This is a genomic window from Candidatus Eisenbacteria bacterium (assembly GCA_016235265.1).
In the GTDB taxonomy this organism is placed as follows: Bacteria; Eisenbacteria; RBG-16-71-46; order RBG-16-71-46; family JACRLI01; genus JACRLI01.
This window is the reverse complement of the sequence record JACRLI010000019.1, coordinates 73258-90919: the sequence shown is the minus strand read 5'-3', so window position 1 is coordinate 90919 and position 17662 is coordinate 73258. Positions and strand designations below refer to the sequence as shown.

The following is a 17662-nucleotide window of genomic DNA, read 5'->3' as shown; positions in this document are numbered from 1 at the left end:
CTCAGGCGCTCAGCTCGAGCTCGGCCGGGGCCGCGTCCGTCACGCTGGCCACGTCCACGAACTGCCGGTGCCACGCTTCCAGCTGCATCAGCGTCCACAGGGCCCGCGCGTGGTCGCGCGCGCCCGAAAGGTGTTCCTGCACCAGGATCTCCACCCGCGCGGTGTTGAAATAGCCGCGCGCGCGCGCGCGGGGCGAGAGCAGCGCGTCGCGCAGCGGCTCGCGCAGCCCCCCGCGGAACCACTCGCCCACCGGCACGGTGAAGCCCACCTTGCGCCGCTCCACCACCTCGCGCGGCAGCATCTCGCGCGCCCACTGCTTGAGCATCCGCTTCCCGCGCAGCCCGCGCAGCTTGAAGCCGGGCGGCAGCGTGGCGGCGAACTCCGCCAGCTTGTGGTCGAGCAGCGGCACGCGCGCCTCGAGGGAGGCGCCCATGCTCATCCGGTCCATCTTCATCAGCAGGTCGTCGGGCAGCCACACCTTGGTGTCGGTGTACAGCATCTGGTGCAGGGGCGGCTCCCCCGCGACCTTCTCCACGTAGCCGGCGAAGATGCGGCTGGAGGGCGAGGAGGCCGTCTCCCGCGCGAACTCCGGGGTCAGCAGCGCCTGCTTCTCCGGGGCGTCGAAGCCGGCGAACCAGCTGCTCCAGCGCTCCGCCTCGTCGCGGATGCTGAGGCTGCGCTCGGCGACGTGCAGCCGCCGCCCGCGCGAGCCCAGGCGGTCCAGCAGCACGCGGCGCACGGGGGCGGGCACCGCGGAGTAGAGCCCGGCGAACCGGTCGTGCGCGTACTTGGCGTAACCCGCGAAGAGCTCGTCGCCGCCCTCGCCGGTCAGGACCACGGTCACGTCCCGCCGCGCGGCGCGCGAGATCAGGTACGTGGGCAGCGCCGAGGGTTCGGTGACCGGCTCGTCCTGGTGCCACACCAGCCTCGGCAGCACCTCCAGCACGTCCTCCTCCCCCACCTCCAGCTCGTGGTGGCGGGTCCCGAACCGCTCCGCCACCATGCGCGCATACTTGAGCTCGCTGTAGTTGCCGCGGGCGCGGAAGCCCACCGAGTAGGTGTCCACCGGGCGGTCCATGAGTCCGGCCATCACGCCCACCACCACGGAGGAGTCCACCCCGCCGGAGAGCAGCGCGCCCAGCGGCACGTCGCTCATCAGGCGCAGCTTCACCGACTGGGTCACCAGCTCCTTCACGCGGGCGTAGGCGTCGTCGTAGCTGCCCCGGTAGCGCTCGCGGTAGCTGCCGTCGAGATCCCAGTAGGGCTCCTCCGCCAGCTGCCCCTCGTGGAACGTGAGCCGGTGGCCGGGCAACAGTTTGCGGATGCCGCGGAAGATCGTGTCGGGGCCGGGGACGTAGCGGTAGGTCAGGTAGTCCGAGACCGCCACCCGGTCCGCCTCGCGCGGCACGTCCGGGTGCACCAGGAGCGACTTGATCTCGGAGGCGAAGGCCAGGAACGGCCCGTGGTGGTAGAAATACAGCGGCTTGACGCCCAGCCGGTCGCGGGCGGCGAACAGCCGCCCGGTGCGCGTGTCGTAGATGGCCAGCGCGAACATCCCGCGCAGGCGGTGGACCACGTCCGGTCCCCACTCCTCGTAGCCGTGCAGGATGCTCTCGCTGTCGGCCCGGCTGCGGTAGACGTGGCCCTTGGGCTCCAGCTCCGCGCGCAGTTCCTCGTGGTTGTAGATCTCGCCATTGAAGACCAGCCACAGCGTCTGGTCCTCGTTGGGCATGGGCTGGTGGCCGCCGGCCAGGTCCACGATGCTCAGGCGGCGAAAGCCCAGGTAGGCCGGCCCGCGCGCGAATTCCCCCTCGTCGTCGGGGCCCCGGTGGGCCATGACGTCCCGCATCCGCCGGAAGGTGGACGGGTCGAGGTGGGGCTTCTCACGCAGGTCGATGAGGCCGCAAATCCCGCACATGGAGGGTCCTGGGTTGGAATCGGGCCGGTGCCGCCCGGCCGGCGGGCCGGGCCGCCACGGGGCGCGGCACCGGTCCTTCGGGTTGTCGGCCTGCCGCGGCTGGAAACTGAGGCCCGGGGCATGCGGGGGCGGTCGTGCCGGGGCGGCTCGAAAGCCCTATCACGCTATCACATCGGAACTTGCCCCGCAATGCCCAGACACCAGGGCCCTCCCGGCGGTTCCCGGGAACCCCCCGCCCCGGTTGCGGTAGGCCCCTTTGCGTGTTAGAGTTAGGTGGCTTTCCGACGCCCCGCTGTCGCCCAGTGCACCTCGAACGGCCTGCGGCCGCAGAAGTTCCGCCCCGCCCGGGCCGATGGATTCTCGAGCATCGATGCGTTCCAACCCTCTCTCGGAGAAATCATGGCTGCCAAGATGAAGATCATGGTCACCGGCGGCGCCGGGTTCATCGGCTCTCACTGCGTCCGCATGCTCCTGGAAAAGGGCTACTCGGTGCGGGTGCTGGACAGCCTGCTGTTCGGCGACGAGGCCCTGAAGCCGCTGATGGACGGTTCCGACAGGCTGGAACTGATCCGCGGCGACATCCGCCATGTCGAGGACGTGGTGGCGGCCACCAAGGGCTGCCACGGAGTCATCCACCTGGCCGGGATCGTGGGCGACCCCGCGTGCGAGCTGGACACCGAGGCCACCCACACCATCAACTACGAGGCCACCAAGATCATGGTCGAGGTGGCCAAGTACGCCAGCGTGAAGCGCTTCGTGTTCGCCTCCACCTGCTCGGTGTACGGCGCGGCCGACGACTACGTGCTCAACGAGGGCTCGCTGGTGAACCCGGTCTCGCTGTATGCCGAGACCAACCTGCGCTCCGAGCAGGTGATCCTGCGCGGATTCGAGGGCTCCCGCACCGTGCCCACCATCGTGCGCTTCGCCACCGTGTACGGCGTCTCGCGGCGCATGCGGTTCGACCTGGTGGTGAACATCATGTCGGCCAAGGCCCACTACGACAAGAAGGTGCGCGTCTTCGGCGGCGACCAGTGGCGGCCCAACGTGCACGTGCAGGACGCGGCCCGCGGCCTGATCGCCTGCATGGAGGCGCCCGAGGACCGGGCCCGCAACGAGGTATTCAACATCGGCAGCAACGACCAGAACTACAAGATCCGCGAGCTGGGCGAGATCGTGGCGCGCACGCTGCCCGGCGTGGGCATCGAGATGGTCAAGGACAGCCCCGACAAGCGCAGCTACCACGTCGCCTTCGACAAGGCCCGCCACGTGCTGGGCTTCGAGGTGCACCACACCGTGGCGCAGGGGGTGCTGGAGACGGCGAAGCTGCTGGAGTCGGGTGCGATCGCCAACTACCTGGACGACCGCTACTACAACGTGAAGTACATGTACAAGTAGGCCCCGGCCCCGCCGGAGCCCGGTCCACGGAACCCCGAGGTATCCTTTGCCCACCACCGAGTTCGAAAAGCCCGCCGTGGACGGCGGTCCGCCCGTCCGGGACAAGTTCCTGCCCTTCGGCCTGCCGCTGATCGGCGAGGAGGAGAAGCAGGAGGTGCTGGCCGCCATGGAGTCCGGCTGGCTCACCACCGGCCCGCGGACCCAGAGATTCGCCGAGGACCTGCGCGCCTACGTCGGGGCGAAGCACGCCATCCCGCTCAACTCGTGCACCGGCGCACTCCACCTGGCGCTCGCCGCCCTGGGCGTGGGGCCCGGCGACGAAGTGATCACCTCGCCGCTCACCTTCTGCTCCACGGCCAACGTGGTGCTGCACCTGGGCGCGACGGTGGTGTTCGCCGACATCGAGCGCGAGACGATGAACATCGACCCGAAGGCCGTGGAAGCGGCGCTGACGCCGCGCACCAAGGTCATCCTGCCGGTGCACTTCGCCGGCTACCCGTGCGACCTGGACGCGCTGCACGCCCTGGCGGCGCCCCGCGGGATCAAGGTGGTGGAGGACGCGGCGCACGCGATCAGCGCCGAGTACAAGGGCCGCAAGATCGGCGCGCTCTCGGACGCCACCTGCTTCAGCTTCTACCCCACCAAGAACATGACCACCGGCGAGGGCGGGGCGGTGACCACCGACGACGACGAGCTGGCCGACCGCATCCGCGTCCTGGCGCTGCACGGCATGTCCAAGGACGCATGGAAGCGCTTCACCAACGCGGGCTCGTGGTACTACGAGGTGGTGGCCCCCGGCTACAAGTACAACCTCACCGATCCCGCGGCCGCCATCGGCATCCACCAGCTGCGGCGCCTGGAGGGCTTCACCACCACCCGGGAGCGCTACGCGCGCGCCTTCGACGACGCTTTCGCGGGCCACCCCGCGCTGATCACCCCGGTGGTGACGGGACCGGTCCGCCACGCCCGGCACCTTTACCCGCTGCTGATCCGCCCGGAGCAGCTGACCGTGGACCGCGGCGGGTTCATCGAGGCCCTCAAGGCGGAGAACGTGGGCACCACCGTCAACTTCATCCCGGTGCACCTCCACCCGCACTACCGCGACCGGCTGGGCTTCCGCGCCGGCCAGTTCCCGGTGGCGGAGTGGGTGTACGAACGCGAGATTTCCCTCCCCCTCTACCCGCGCATGACGCCTTCCGACGTGCAGGATGTCGCGAAGGCGGTGCTCAAGCTTTGCCACTGGAAACGCCGCGCTTCCTGAGGCGGCTCGCGGAGGAGCGCGGCGCCCGCCGCGCCGCCGCGTGGGCGGCGCTGACGGGCTTGCTCGTCCGCGTGGCGTCTGCGGCCCTGTTCGGGTCGCGACTCCACTGGTCCGACGAGCGCGCCTACTTCGCGCACGCCGCCCGCGTGTCCGAGAACCAGTGGCTCGGCCCGCACGGCTTCACCCTCATTCCGCCCGGCCAGTACTACACGCTGGGGCTGCTGTTCCACGCCACCGGGGTGTCCCTGCTCGCGGCGCGGCTGTTCCAGGCCTGCCTGTCGGCGGCCTCGGTGTGGCTGCTGTACCGGCTGGTGCGGCGCTTCTCCCCCGGCGCGGGCGCGCTCGCGGCGTGGATGCTGGCGCTCTACCCGCTGGTGGTCTATACGGCGGGCACGCTGTACCCGCAGAGCCTGGCGCTGTTCCTGCTGCTGGGCTGCCTGAACCTGCTGTCCGACCACGTGCAGCGCCCCTCGCTGGCGCGCGCCGCCGCCGCCGGGCTGTGCATGGGGCTGACCGCGCTCACCGTGCCCACGGTGCTCACCGTCAGCCCGGTGGTGGCCGGGTGGCTGTGGTGGGCCCGGGGATTCCGCGCCCGGGCGCTGGCCGAGATCGCCGCGGTGGCGCTCTGCTGCGCCCTGGCCATCGCCCCGTGGGTGGCGCGCAACTACGTCGTCGAGAAGCGCTTCATCCCCATCGCCACGGTGGGCTCCCAGATACTCTTCTTCGCCAACAACCCCAACGCCGACCCGGACTGCAAGGAGCTCTCGATCCTGCCCCGCGTGTACACCCCCGAGATCCAGGCCGAGATCGCCCGCACCGGCGACGAGAACGGCGTGTACTTCCGCCACGCCATGGAGTTCATCCGGACGCAGCCGGGCCGCGCGCTGTACTTCTACATGAAGCGCCTGGGGCACTTCTTCGACTTCTATCCCACCACGTTCACGCGGCACGGGCACAACTCCTTCCTGGCCCGCATCGTGGTGGGCGTGACCAGCGGGCCGGTGCTGCTGCTGGCGCTGCTGGGCGCGTGGCCGCTGCTGCGCCGCGGCGGCCGGCTGCCGGCGCTGTGGGTGCTGGTGCCGCTCTCGTGGGGGCTGGCCAACGCGATGTTCGGGGTTTCCATCCGCTACCGCGTGCCGGTGGAACCCTGTATCCTCGCGGTCGCCGCCTGGACCCTGTGGCGATTCGCATTCCGCATGGAGGATTCCCAGAATGAAGAGCCAGCCCGCCGGCCGGCCCGCAGCTCCTGAGGCCCCCCGAACCGGCCCCGCGGTGCGCCTGCGCGCCCTGGAACCCGGCGACCTGGGCCGCGCCCTGCTGTGGGTCAACGACCCCGAGATCACCCGCTTCACCGGCACGCTCTTTCCCATCTCCTCGGTGGAAGAGGACGAATGGTACCGCAGGATGCTGCACGATCCCACGCAGCGGGCGTTCGCGCTGGAGACCGACGGGGGGCGCCACGTGGGCAACGCGGGCTTCCGCGACATCCAGTCCGTGCCGCGCAAGGCCGAGCTCTGGATCTACGTGGGCGACAAGAGCAAGCAGAACGCCGGGCTGGGCACCGCCGCCATCCACGAGCTGGTGAAGTTCGGCTTCGAGCGCATGAACCTGCACCGCGTGTGGGTGCGGGTCTTCTCCTACAACGAGCGGGCCTTGAAGGCCTTCCAGCGCTGCGGCTTCATGCCCGAGGGGGTGCTCGTGGACGACGTGTGGCGCGACGGCCGCTACCACGACACGCACGTGCTCGCCATCGTCCGGAACCCGTGAGTCCCCGTTCCATCCTGCTCCTGGGCGCGGGGCCGCTGCAGGTCCCCGCGGTGGAGGCAGCGCGCCGCCTCGGCCTGCGCACCGTGGTGATGGACGCCAACCCCGCCGCCCCGGGCATGCGCCTGGCCGACCGCGCCGTGGCGGCCGACATCCGGGACGCCGCCGCGGCCCTGGAGCTGGCCCGCGCCGAGGAGGTGCGCGGCGTGGTGAGCGTGTGCACCGACCACGCCGTGCGCACCGTGGCCGCCGTGGCCCACGCCCTGGGACTGCCCGGGCTCTCGCCCGAGGCCGCCGAGCGCGCCACCGACAAGTTCCGCATGCGGGAGGCCTTCGCCCGCTTCGGCGCGCCGGCCCCCCGGGCGCGCCGCGTGGCGTCGGAGGACGAGTTGAGCGCGGCCGCGGGCCGGCTGGGCTTTCCCGTGATCGTGAAGCCCGTGGACGGCGTGGGCAGCAAGGGCGTGACGCGGGTGACGCGGCCCGACGAACTGGACCTGGCCTGGAAGCGCGCGCAGGCTGTGTCGCGAACCGGCGTGCTGGTGTGCGAGGAGTACGTGGAGGGCCCCGAGGTGAGCGTGGAGGGGCTGACGTGGGAGGGCGAGACGCACCTGGTGGCCATCACCGACAAGCTCACCAGCGGCCCGCCCTACTTCGTGGAGACCGGCCACACCGAGGTGTCGCGCCTTCCCGACGGGGCGCAGGCGCAGATCCTGGAAGCCGCCCGCATGGGCGTGGAGGCGCTGGGGATCGACCAGGCCGCCACCCACACCGAGATCAAGCTCGGGGCGCAGGGCCCGCGGATCATGGAGATCGGCGCGCGGCTGGGCGGGGACCGCATCACTTCGGACCTGGTGCCGCTCGCGACCGGCGTGGACATCTTCGCGGGTGCGATCCGCGTGGCGCTGGGCGAAGTCCCGGACGTGTCCCGCCGCTTTTCGCGCGGCGCCGCCATCCGCTACTTCCTGCCGGAACCGGGCGCGGTGGTCGCGATCGAGGGCGCCGCGGAGTCCCGCGCCGTGGAAGGCGTGACCGACTGGGTGCTGGACCTGAAGCCCGGCGGCAGGGTTCCGCCGCTGGAGAACAGCCTGAGCCGCGTGGGCCACGTGGTGGCCACCGGTTCCACCCCGGACGAGGCCGCCTCCCGCGCCGAGAAGTCCCTCGCCCGGCTCAGGATCGCCACGCGTCCCTAGGCCCCGGGCTCCGGCGGATCGGGGGGACTGCCGGGCCCTCCCCGGGCCTTGAGCAGTCCGATTTCCTTGGCGAGCATCCGGATCTGCTGGGAGAACTCGGAGATCTTGATCGAGAAGTGCAGCAGGATCACCAGCGAGAAGATGATCCCCAGGAAGAACAGCGTGGAGCTGAGCTGGGTGGCCCCGATGGACCGGCGCACCAGGTCCAGCATCCCGTCCCACAGCGCCATCACCGCCATGCCGACGGTCACCCCCAGCCACACCAGCGAATAGCGCACCCCGAGCCGCTTGCGCCGGACCAGTTCCAGGATGACCAGGACCAGCCCCAGGCAGACCAGCAGCGCGAGTTCCTTGTAGCGCTCGATGATCACCGCGTCGGCCTCGCTTTCACGTACTTGCGGTTGAGCAGCACCGGGATCAGCGAGAGCAGGCCGTTGAACGGATACACCAGCGAGCGGAGGAAGTTGATGCTGCTCTTGCCCGTGAGCCGGGTGTGCACCGTGGCCGGCACCTCGGAGATGCGGTATCCGGCCCGCCCCAGGATCACCAGCCCGACGGCATCCAGGGCCTCCACGCCCGTCTCCTGTGCGAAGGCGGCGATGGCCTCCCGGCTGTACGCCCGGAAGCCGCAGGTGGTGTCGGTCACGCGCCGGCCGATCAGCAGGGAGGTGACGCCCGCGAACAGGATCATCCCCAGGCGGCGCGACACCGGGGTCCGGTACCCGCGGTCCTCGAGGTAGCGCGAGCCGATCACCACGTCGGCCTCCCCCTTCAGCACCGGGACCAGGATGGCCGGAATCTCGGAGGGCTGGTGCTGCCCGTCCGCGTCCACCTGCACCGCCGCGTCGTAACCGGCCCGGTGGGCGTAGATGAACGCCGTGTGGATGGCGTCGAAGATGCCGAGGTTGACCGGCAGCGGGACCACCATGGCCCCGGCCTCGCGGGCCACCCGGGAAGTCGCGTCCCTCGATCCGTCGTCCACCACCAGGATGTCCGCGTACGGAGCATCCCGGCGCACCGCGGCGATGCTCGGCCCGATGTTGCGCTCTTCATTGTACCCGGGCATCATCACCAGCACGCGCGTGCCGGCGGGGGGACTCCAGCGGGACTCCGTGGCGGGGGCTCCCAGACCGCTCACTCCCATCTCACCCCCGGCGGCCCAGGAGGGCCACTCCGCAGCACACCAGCAGGACACCCGCGAGCTTCGGCCAGGTGATGGGCTCCTTGTAGAGCCACCGGGCGGCGAAGAGCATCAGCACGTAGCTCAGGCTGAGCAGCGGGTAGGCCACCGAGAGACTGAGGCGCGAGAGCACTCCCAGCCACACCACCGAGGCCATGCCCGTGAGCGCCAGCCCGGCCCAGAACAGCGGCTGGGCCATGACCCGCAAGACCCCGGCCAGGGGCTGGGGGCCTCCGAAACTCACGCCTCCGGCCCGCTCCAGGCCGGCCTTCACGCACAATTGGCTGCCTACCAGGCCGACCAGCACGACCCCCAGCAGCAGCATTCCGCGCGCATCCAGCGACCCTTCGAGACGTGTGTCCATGACCCCGCGATTATCGGCCCACAGGCCCGGAGACTCCAGATGAATCGTTGCCCAGCAGGTATACCGTACACCCAAGGAACTCCTGCCGGTCCAGCGGCTTGCGGCGCTCCATGAAGCGCTGGAAGTTGTCGTCCGGGTCATACCAGCGCGGCCGGCCGCTCACCACCCACACCCTGCCACCGGCCGGCGGGAGGAATCTCCGGAAGTTGGGCTCCAGTCGCACCGTGTCGGCGGCGAACCCCAGCCAGAAATGACCCGAGGGGTAGTGCCGCGGCAGGTAGAAGCGGATCGGTGTGGCCGCCCCGGCGGTGAGCACGAAGTCGCCCTCTTTCCAGTGTCGGGCCACGTAGGCGCCGGCGCCACGGACGTCGTCCTTGTCATAGGCGGGGTCGTAGTAGTGCTGAAAGAGCGCCGCCCCCCAGAAGGCGGCCAGGACGACCCCCGCAGCCCACGCCACCCAGCGCCGGCGCAGCGTCAGCAGCGCCTCGGTCCACACCAGGAACAGGGCCGGCAGGCTCACCGCCACGTAGCGGGGGTTGAACACCTTCACGTTGCGCATGGTGATGTAGAGCGTGAGCACCAGCGGCACGAACAGCCAGCACATCACCAGCACGAACGCGTTGCGCCGCCGTGAGAGCCGCTGGATGCCCCGCACGGTGAGCCAGGCGAAGAAAACCGCCGCGGGGATCATCCACCACAGGTGGTGGGCGAACACCGGGAGACTCCGCGCCCCGTGCAGCTCGCGCGGGGACGGTCCCATGGAAAACCCCAGGCAGAACGTGAAGAAGGTATAGGGCACCGCCAGCCAGGTCATGCCCACGGCCCGCTCCAGCCTGTCGGAGGCCGGCACGTGCATGAACAGGATGCGCCAGTCCACCGCCTGGGACAGCTGCCACAGCCACGGACTCACCGCGGCCACCACCAGCAGCACGTACCACGTCCAGGGCCGCACGGCCCGGAAGGCTCGTCGTTCGCGCCACGCCATGTAGGCCCAGTGGCCGAAATGGGCGGCGATCACGAACAGCATGGAGAGATTGGACAGGATCCCCGCGACGCACGCCGCCACGTACACCCCCCACCACGCCAGCCGCCGGGTCTGGAGGATCTCCACCCACGCCCACGTGGCGGTGGCGGCGAAGAGCACCACGAAGGCGTAGTTGCGGGCCTCCTGCGAGTACCAGATGAGGAACGGGGAGAACGCCGCCAGCGCCGCCGCGAGCAGCCCCCCGCGCCCCAGGGCCCGCTCCGCGACGCGGTACACCACCCCCACGGTGAGCGCTCCCGCGATGGCCGTGGGCAGCCGCAGCGCCAGCGTGGTCATCCCGAGCCAGCGCACCATCGCGTTGACCGCCACGGCGTGCAGCGGCCCGTGGAGGTTCTCCCACAGGTCGGCGAAGCTCAGGGTGCCGTAGGGGTTGGCGCACAGGAAGGAGGTGTATTCGTCCACCCAGATGCTCTGGCGACCGAGGTGGTAGAAGCGCAGCAGCGTGGCAAGGCCCAGCAACAGCCAGGCGAGGCCGGGGCCGGGCAGACTCCGAGGCTGCGGGGGCTGGTTCTGGGTCTGGGTCATGGGGCCTGGTTATGGTCCTGGAACGGTCGGGACGCGGCCAGATCTCGATCCTCGCTCGGCGGGGGGGCCGGGCTCACCGGGGCAGCCCTGAGTGTGTACTTGCCGCGCCCAGCGTGGCCCGCCACGCCGGGGATGTCAACCGCGGCGCCCGGTCGGGCCGTCAGTACGCTCCCTCGCGCGACAGCACGGCGGGAATCGTGCGCACCAGGATCTTGAGGTCCAGCGCCAGCGAGCGGTGGCGGATGTACTCGAGATCCAGCCGCATCCACTCGTCGAAGCCCAGGCGGCTGCGCCCGCTGATCTGCCACAGGCAGGTGATGCCCGGCTTCACATCCAGGCGCCGCAGCTGCCACGGCTCGTAGTGCTCCACTTCCTCGGGCAGCGGCGGGCGCGGGCCCACCAGGCTCATGTCGCCCTTGAGCACGTTCAGCAACTGCGGCAGTTCGTCCAGGCTGGTGTGGCGCAGCCAGCGGCCGATCCGGGTGACGCGGGGGTCCTTGCGCACCTTGAAGATCGGCCCGTCGGCCTCGTTGAGGTGCCACAGCTCGGAGCGGCGCAGGTGCGCGCCGACGTGCATGGAGCGGAGCTTGTAGAAGGTGAACAGCCGGCCCCCGAGCCCGGTGCGGCGGGAGCGGTAGAACATGGGACCGGGGGAGTCGAGCTTGATCAGGATTCCCAGGACGAGCATCACCGGGCCCACGACGATCATCCCGAGGGTGCAGGCTGCGAGATCGAAGAGGCGCTTGCCGTAGCGGAGGTAGAACCCCTGCCGGTAGGCGAGCGTGGTGGGCAGAACGTGCTCCCTGGCGAGCACCCCGGCGGTTGCGGCCTGGGGGCCCCGGCGTCGCACGTCGGGCTGGGAGTCGAGCAAGGCGGACCCGGTCGGATGCTCAAGCATGGTGTCACGCTCCCGTGGGTGCACACGCTGCGATGGCTGCCGGCGCAACAAAAACGGAGCTGCCATGGGGCACACTACCCCACACGCAACTCCCGAGGCTCACCATCGAAGTCGACCCCGAAGGGTCGGACAGCCGGCACCAGGCACCTGCGCAGGGGACCACCTTGGGAGCCAGAGCATGCCTCCAAGACATTCGAGGCTCGGGAGAGGTTGCGCCTGTGGCCATGACTGTCGTCGTTGAGTGACTGCAGGAGGCTTGAGAGCGACATTCGCTCCCGCACGTCCTGGAGCCCAACGTGGTACCCGGTAGCAGATCGGCCTATGCTCGGGCCCTCCAACTGGTTTTCGGAAGGACCACGCGACACCTGCGTGGTTTCGACTGAAAAGAGTATAGATCCCTCTCAAGAAGAAGTCAAGTCCGTAATGAATCAACCTCTGGAATCGCCTATGCCTGCGTGCGTTACAGGATGGCGGGCAGCATGGTAACGCGCCTGGCCGGGAGGAATCCCCCTGTCCAGCCGGCAGCCGTTGGGACTATGCTGCCCTGGAGATCGCCGCGGCACCACCCGCAGCGGCCGGGGCGCGCCCCTCCACCCCCCGGCCCTGCCGGACATCACCCGGAGAGACGATCATGGCGCTGGTCTTCGACATTGAAACCGTGGGGACTCCCTTCGATCAGCTTCCGGAGAGCGCGCAGGAGTTCCTGCTGCGCTACTGCGAGACTCCCGGCGCCCAGGAGGAGGAGAAGGGGCGCACCGGGCTCAGCCCCTTCACCGCGCAGATCGTGTGCGTGGCGTTCCACCACGTCGAGAAGGACAAAGGCGTGGTGGTGGCCCGCTGCGGAAGCCAGGCGGCGCCTGCCGGCGACGGCCTGGCGTGGATCTCCGCGGCCGACGAGCGCGAGTTGCTGGAGCGCTTCTGGAGCACCGTGAGCCGCCGCCCTGACGAGACCGGGGGACGGGATTCCCGGTTGCCCTTCGTCACCTTCAACGGCCGCTCCTTCGACGTGCCCTTCCTGCTGGTGCGCTCGGGAATCCTGGGCGTGAAGCCTTCCCGGGATATCCTCGGCAACCGGTACCGCGGCGACGTCCACGTGGATCTCATGGACCAGCTCAAGTTCCAGGGCGCCGCCCGCTGGAGGGTGAACCTGGACCTCGCGTGCCGGATGTTCGGCATCGAGAGCCCCAAGACCGCGGAGATGCACGGGAACATGGTGCAGTCCATGTGGGCCGAGGGCCGCGGGGCGGACATCGCCCGCTACTGCCACGGCGACGTCCGCGCCACCGCCGAGCTGTACCGCCGCTGGCGGGACTCCATGAACCCCTGAGGCGGGCCAATCCGCCCCGGAGCGCCCATTTCGCGCCCGATTCTAACCTTCCACCCTCCCGTGGCCGATAGTGTATTCCAGCGGCGGACACTTCCTGCCTCCCCCATCGAACCTCCGCCCCACGGCCCTCATCGGGCCCAACCACTCCCAGTCACCAGCGCCGTCCGCCCTCCTCGGGACGCGCGTCCCCGGAGGGCCGAAGCCCTTGAAGCCACTCTTCCAGCGGATCCGGTTCCAGCTCATCACCCTGTGCCTGCTCGGGGCGCTGCCCGTGGTGGCGCTGCTGGTGCTGGCGGCCTTGCGTGAGCGCGCCCAGATGATGGAGAACGCCCGCGAGCGCGCGCTGCAGCTGTCCCACGCGCTCGCCCGCATCAACGTGGAGTCACTCCTGGATCACTCCAACCAGGTGCTGTGCTCCCTCGCCGACAACCCCAGCGTCCTCGCGGGCGTCACCGGACCCGGCAACCGCTTCCTGGAAGGCGTCCGGGCCCAGGACCCGGCCTTCCGCAACATCTGCCTGATGAGCCCGGAGGGCGCGGTGACCACCAGCGCGCGGCCGGTGCCGGAGTCGGAGCGACTCCAGATGCTGGCCGGCGTGCGCCGGGCGGTAGCGACCCGTGAGCCGGGAGTGGGGGAGTTCCGCCTGCTCCCCGGCGAGGACGCGGCGCGGGCCGACCTGCACCATCCGGTGCCCGGCCCGGGCGGCCGGGTCACGGGGGTGGTGAGCCTGACCGTCAGCCTGGGTTTCCTCGAATCGGTCATGGACCGCATGAAACTGCCCGAGGGGACCTCGGTCGCCGTCGTACGCGGGGATGGAGCCCTGCTGGCACGCTTCCCGAACCAGGGCCGCTGGGCGGGAGGCGAGGCCCCCGCGGCCATCGTGGCGGCGCTTCGCGCGGCGCCCGACGAGGGGACGCTCGAGGCCCGGGGCGTGGACGGCATCCCGCGCCTGTTCGCCTTCTGCGGCCTGGAACCACGATCCGGGCAGCGGAGCTATCTGTTCGTCGGCATCCCGCGCACCACCGCTCTCGCCCCGGCGAGGCGCCGGTTCGGCGGCGACCTGATCGCCATCCTGGGCGTGCTGGCCCTCTCGCTGCTGGCCGCCTCGGCCGCGTCGGGGCCGCTGGTCCTCAACCGGATCCGGCGCCTGCTGCACGTCACGCGGCGGCTGAGCCGGGGAGATCTGTCCGTTCGGACGGGCTCCGCGGGGGGAACCGGCGAGCTGGACCAGCTGGCCCGTGCGTTCGACGACATGGCCGCCGCGCTGCAGGCCCGCCAGCTCGAGAGCGAATCCGCGCGGGAGGAGCTGCGGGCCCGCACCGCCACGCTCGAGATCCTGGTCAAGGCGGCGCCGGTGTCGCTGCAGGCCGTGGACCTGGAGGGCCGGGTCCGGCTGTGGAACCCCGCCTCGGAGCGGATCTTTGGATGGAAGGCCGAGGAGGTCCTGGGCCGGCCGCTGCCCACGCTTCCGCCCGCCGCGCGCGCTCTCTTCGAGCGGCGCTGCCGGAGGGCGATCGAGTGCGGCGCCCCGCTGGAGGAATGGGAGGGCGAGCTGCTGCGCAAGGGCGGCACCACCATCCGCGCCCACGCCTGGCACACCGGGCTGCGGAACTCGAAGGGCGAGACCGACGCGCTTCTGGGCATCGTGGCCGACGTGTCCGAGACCCACCGCCTGGAGCAGGAGCTGCTGCAGTCCCAGAAACTGGAGGCGGTCGCCCGGCTGGCCGGCGGCGTGGCGCACGACTTCAACAACTTCGTGGCCGTGGTGCTGGGTTACAGCCAGCTGGTGGAGGATCAGTTGGAGGAGCCCAGTCCCCTGCGCAAGGACGTGACGGAAATCCGGCGCGCCGCCGAGCGGGCCGGGGCCCTGACCCGTCAACTGCTGCTGTTCAGCCGGCGGCAGGCGCCGGAGCCGCGGGCCATGGACCTGGGCGAGTCCCTTGCGGGCGTGGAGAAGCTCCTGCGGCGCCTGATCGGCGAGGACATCCGGCTGGTGTGCGAGCGCGCGGAGAGCGTGGGGACGGTCCTGGCCGACCCGGGCCAGATGGAGCAGCTGCTGATGAACCTGGCGGTGAACGCCCGCGACGCCATGCCCCACGGCGGCACGCTGAAGATCTCGCTCGCCCGCGGGGAGCTGGACGCGGACGCGGTGCGCGGCATGGGCGCGCTCTCCCCCGGCCCGCACGTGGTGCTGGATGTGGCCGACACCGGCTGCGGCATGGCCCCGGAGACGCTGCAGCACATCTACGAACCCTTCTTCACCACCAAGGACGGCGCCCACGGCACCGGGCTGGGGCTGGCCACCGTGTACGGGATCGTGAAGCAGTCCGGGGGGCACATCGAGGTGCTCTCGGAGCTGGGCGTGGGGACCCGCTTCCGCCTCTATTTCCCGGTGGTGGAGGCGGTGAGCCTCGCGGATAAACCCACCCCCGCTTCCGCGGACGGGGGCGGCGGCTCCGAGACGATCCTCCTGGCCGAGGACGACGGACCGGTGAGACAGGTGGCGGCGCGGGTGCTCGCGGAGCGCGGCTACCGGGTGCTCCAGGCCGCGACGGGCGCCCATGCGCTCGATCTCGCGTCCGCACATCCGGGCCCCATCCATCTGCTGCTGGCCGACGTGGTGATGCCCGGCATGGGCGGGCCGGAGCTGGCGCGGCGCATCGCCTCGAGCCGGCCCGGGACGCGGGTGCTGCTCCTTTCCGGGCACGTGGGAAAGTCCGCCACCTCGCCCGAGATCCGCGGCCACGCGTTCCTGGCCAAGCCCTTCACACCCGACGCCCTGGCGCGCGAGGTGCGACGCGTGCTGGCCTCGACACCCCGCACCTCGCGGTCCGGCCCGCTGGCGGCCTAGCTCTCCTGGCCGGCCGCGGCCCGGTCCCGGCGCACCCGGTCCGGGCCGTCCTTCCACTCCGCCAGCATCAGCAGCGAGTACAGCATCGAGGCGTGATCGGCGCGCCCGCTTTCGTGCTCCGCCACCACCCCTTCCAGCCCCGCGGCGTCCAGCTGTCCGTCCTCCAGGACGCCCGACTCGCGCAGCCGGCGCAGCGCCAGGCGACCGAGCCCGTCGCGGAACCAGCTGGAGAGCGGCACGGCGAAGCCCCGCTTGGGCCGGTCCAGGACTCCCGGCGGCAGCCACGGGCGCACGATCCTGCGCAGCAGGTGCTTGCGGGTGGTCCCGCGCAGCTTCATCCCCACCGGCATGGAGGCCACGAAGTCCACCAGCGTGTGGTCCAGGAACGGGACGCGCACCTCCAGCGAGTGGGCCATGCTGGCGCGGTCCACCTTGGTGAGCATGTCGTCGGGCAGGCGCATCACCGTGTCCACGTACAGGAGGTTCTCCACCGGGTCGCGGCTCACCGGGGCCAGCGAGTGGAGCGCCACGTAGCGCGCCAGCTCGCCGGAGAAGTCGAGCCCCCCGGCGTAGTCCGCACGGTAGACGGACCGGCGCAGCGCCGGGCCGGCCAGCTGGTTCTTCGAGAAGCTGCGCAGGAACGCGTCGCCCAGCTCGGCGTCCTCGAAGCGCTTGAGCACGCGCTGGCGCCAGGCGGCCAGTCCCGCGCCGAGGCCCCGGGGCGCGGCCGCCGCCAGGGCCCGCGCCAGGGCCCGCGCCGGGGCCGGCACCCGCGCCCAGCGCTCCATCCAGCGCTCGTTGAGATAGCGCGGGTAGCCCGCGAACAGCTCGTCGCCGCCGTCGCCCGAGAGCGCCACGGTGACGTGCCGGCGGGTGGCACGGGACACGTACCAGGTGGGGATGGCCGAGGAATCCGCGAACGGCTCGTCGTAGTGCCGCGCCAGGTCGGCCACCACCGAGGTGGCGTCACCGGCGTCCACCATCTCCTCGGTGTGCTCGGTGCCCAGGTGTTCCGCCACGCGGCGCGCGTAGGGCATCTCGTTGAAGGCCTGCTCGCGGAAGCCGATGGTGAAGGTGCGCACGCCGCCCGGATGCACGCGGCGCATGGCCGCCACCACGGCGCTGGAATCCACGCCTCCGGAGAGGAACGCCCCCAGCGGCACGTCCGAGATCAGGTGCCGGCGCACGGTGTCCAGGAAGCGCTCGCGAAGCTCGTCCTCCCAGGCGGCCTCGGAGCGCGCCGCGGCGCCGCCCAGGCGCAGGTCCCAGAACCGTTCGGCGCGCGGCGCGCGGCCCTCCTCCAGCACCAGCGCATGGCCGGGCAGCAGCTTCCGGGCGCGGGTGTAGAAGGTGCGCGGGGCGTGCACGTGCCCGTAGGCCAGGTACTCGTCCAGCGCCGCGGGGTCGGGCTCGCCCACCGCGCCGGGGCACTCGAACAGGCACTTGAGCTCGGAGCCGAACACCACCCCCCCCGGCCCCAGGTCGGCGAAGAACAGCGGCTTGATCCCCAGCGGGTCGCGCGCCAGCACCAGGCGGCGCGCCGGCTCGTCCCAGATGGCGGCCGCGTACATCCCCGCGAACCGGGGCCAGGCCGCCATGCCCCACTGGCGGTAGCCCTCCAGCAGCACCTCGGTGTCCGAGTGGGTCCGGAAGCGGTGGCCCAGCCCCTCCAGCTCGGCGCGCACCTCCAGGAAGTTCATGATCTCGCCGTTGAACACGATCCACTGCGCGCCGTCCGCGGTGGACATGGGCTGGTGGCCGCCGGCCAGGTCGATGATCGCCAGTCGCCGCATGCCGAGGCCCACTCCCGGCGCCTCGTGAAAGCCCGCGTCGTCGGGGCCGCGATGCGCGATGCATGCGTTCATGCGCCGCAGCAGCGCGCCGTCCACCGCCCGGCGACCGGGGTGCCACACTCCGCAGATGCCGCACATGGGCCGTTCCGGC

The 17662-nt window shown here is 71.1% G+C and carries 14 protein-coding genes; 7 read left to right on the top strand and 7 right to left on the bottom strand.

Translation table 11 applies throughout. The features are described 5' to 3' along the window. Position 1: 1 nt before the first annotated feature. Entirely contained in the window at positions 2-1918 is a 1917-nt protein-coding gene (gene asnB, locus HZB25_11340) for an asparagine synthase (glutamine-hydrolyzing) (protein ID MBI5837832.1), read from the bottom strand. A 399-nt stretch (positions 1919-2317) separates the two neighbouring features. On the opposite strand from asnB (HZB25_11340), the gene HZB25_11335 reads away from it, so the two are divergent. The 5 genes from HZB25_11335 to HZB25_11315 all read left to right on the top strand — a co-directional run bounded on the left by HZB25_11335 (position 2318) and on the right by HZB25_11315 (position 7528). Then, positions 2318-3313 (top strand): NAD(P)-dependent oxidoreductase, encoded by a 996-nt coding sequence (locus tag HZB25_11335; GenBank protein ID MBI5837831.1) that lies wholly within the window; start codon positions 2318-2320, stop codon positions 3311-3313. 166 nt (positions 3314-3479) lie between these two features. Beyond that, a complete protein-coding gene (locus tag HZB25_11330; protein MBI5837830.1) occupies positions 3480-4574 on the top strand; it encodes a DegT/DnrJ/EryC1/StrS family aminotransferase in 1095 nt (364 codons plus the stop codon). Next, positions 4547-5824 (top strand): glycosyltransferase family 39 protein, encoded by a 1278-nt coding sequence (locus tag HZB25_11325; GenBank protein MBI5837829.1) that lies wholly within the window; start codon positions 4547-4549, stop codon positions 5822-5824. Before HZB25_11330 ends, HZB25_11325 begins: the two co-directional genes overlap by 28 nt. Then, the gene (locus tag HZB25_11320) at positions 5787-6341 is read left to right on the top strand and encodes a GNAT family N-acetyltransferase (GenBank protein ID MBI5837828.1); all 555 of its coding nucleotides are present in this window, start codon (positions 5787-5789) and stop codon (positions 6339-6341) included. Before HZB25_11325 ends, HZB25_11320 begins: the two co-directional genes overlap by 38 nt. After that, positions 6338-7528 (top strand): ATP-grasp domain-containing protein, encoded by a 1191-nt coding sequence (locus tag HZB25_11315; protein ID MBI5837827.1) that lies wholly within the window; start codon positions 6338-6340, stop codon positions 7526-7528. The genes HZB25_11320 and HZB25_11315 overlap by 4 nt, the downstream gene beginning before the upstream one ends. Here the strand turns inward: HZB25_11315 and HZB25_11310 are convergent. The 5 genes from HZB25_11310 to HZB25_11290 form a co-directional block, all read right to left on the bottom strand. Next, the gene (locus HZB25_11310; protein MBI5837826.1) at positions 7525-7899 is read right to left on the bottom strand and encodes a DUF2304 domain-containing protein; all 375 of its coding nucleotides are present in this window, start codon (positions 7897-7899) and stop codon (positions 7525-7527) included. The two genes, HZB25_11315 and HZB25_11310, sit on opposite strands and share 4 nt — an antisense overlap. Next, positions 7896-8666, bottom strand: coding sequence for a glycosyltransferase family 2 protein (locus HZB25_11305; protein ID MBI5837825.1), 771 nt, complete (start codon positions 8664-8666; stop codon positions 7896-7898). The genes HZB25_11310 and HZB25_11305 overlap by 4 nt, the downstream gene beginning before the upstream one ends. A gap of 7 nt (positions 8667-8673) precedes the next feature. Beyond that, positions 8674-9072, bottom strand: a complete 399-nt coding sequence (locus HZB25_11300) for an EamA family transporter (protein ID MBI5837824.1) — start codon at positions 9070-9072, stop codon at positions 8674-8676. 10 nt (positions 9073-9082) lie between these two features. Continuing rightward, on the bottom strand, positions 9083-10642 hold the full coding sequence (locus HZB25_11295) for a glycosyltransferase family 39 protein (protein MBI5837823.1): 1560 nt from the start codon (positions 10640-10642) through the stop codon (positions 9083-9085). A gap of 160 nt (positions 10643-10802) precedes the next feature. Then, positions 10803-11606, bottom strand: a complete 804-nt coding sequence (locus tag HZB25_11290; GenBank protein ID MBI5837822.1) for a sugar transferase — start codon at positions 11604-11606, stop codon at positions 10803-10805. A 565-nt stretch (positions 11607-12171) separates the two neighbouring features. Between HZB25_11290 and HZB25_11285 the strand changes: the two genes are divergently transcribed. Together HZB25_11285 and HZB25_11280 are read left to right on the top strand one after the other, a co-directional pair. Next, positions 12172-12867, top strand: coding sequence for a ribonuclease H-like domain-containing protein (locus HZB25_11285; GenBank protein ID MBI5837821.1), 696 nt, complete (start codon positions 12172-12174; stop codon positions 12865-12867). A gap of 205 nt (positions 12868-13072) precedes the next feature. Continuing rightward, on the top strand, positions 13073-15718 hold the full coding sequence (locus HZB25_11280; GenBank protein MBI5837820.1) for a PAS domain S-box protein: 2646 nt from the start codon (positions 13073-13075) through the stop codon (positions 15716-15718). On the opposite strand, the gene asnB (HZB25_11275) is transcribed toward HZB25_11280, so the two are convergent. Continuing rightward, positions 15715-17649, bottom strand: a complete 1935-nt coding sequence (gene asnB / locus HZB25_11275) for an asparagine synthase (glutamine-hydrolyzing) (GenBank protein MBI5837819.1) — start codon at positions 17647-17649, stop codon at positions 15715-15717. The two genes, HZB25_11280 and asnB (HZB25_11275), sit on opposite strands and share 4 nt — an antisense overlap. Between the last annotated feature and the right edge of the window lie 13 nt (positions 17650-17662).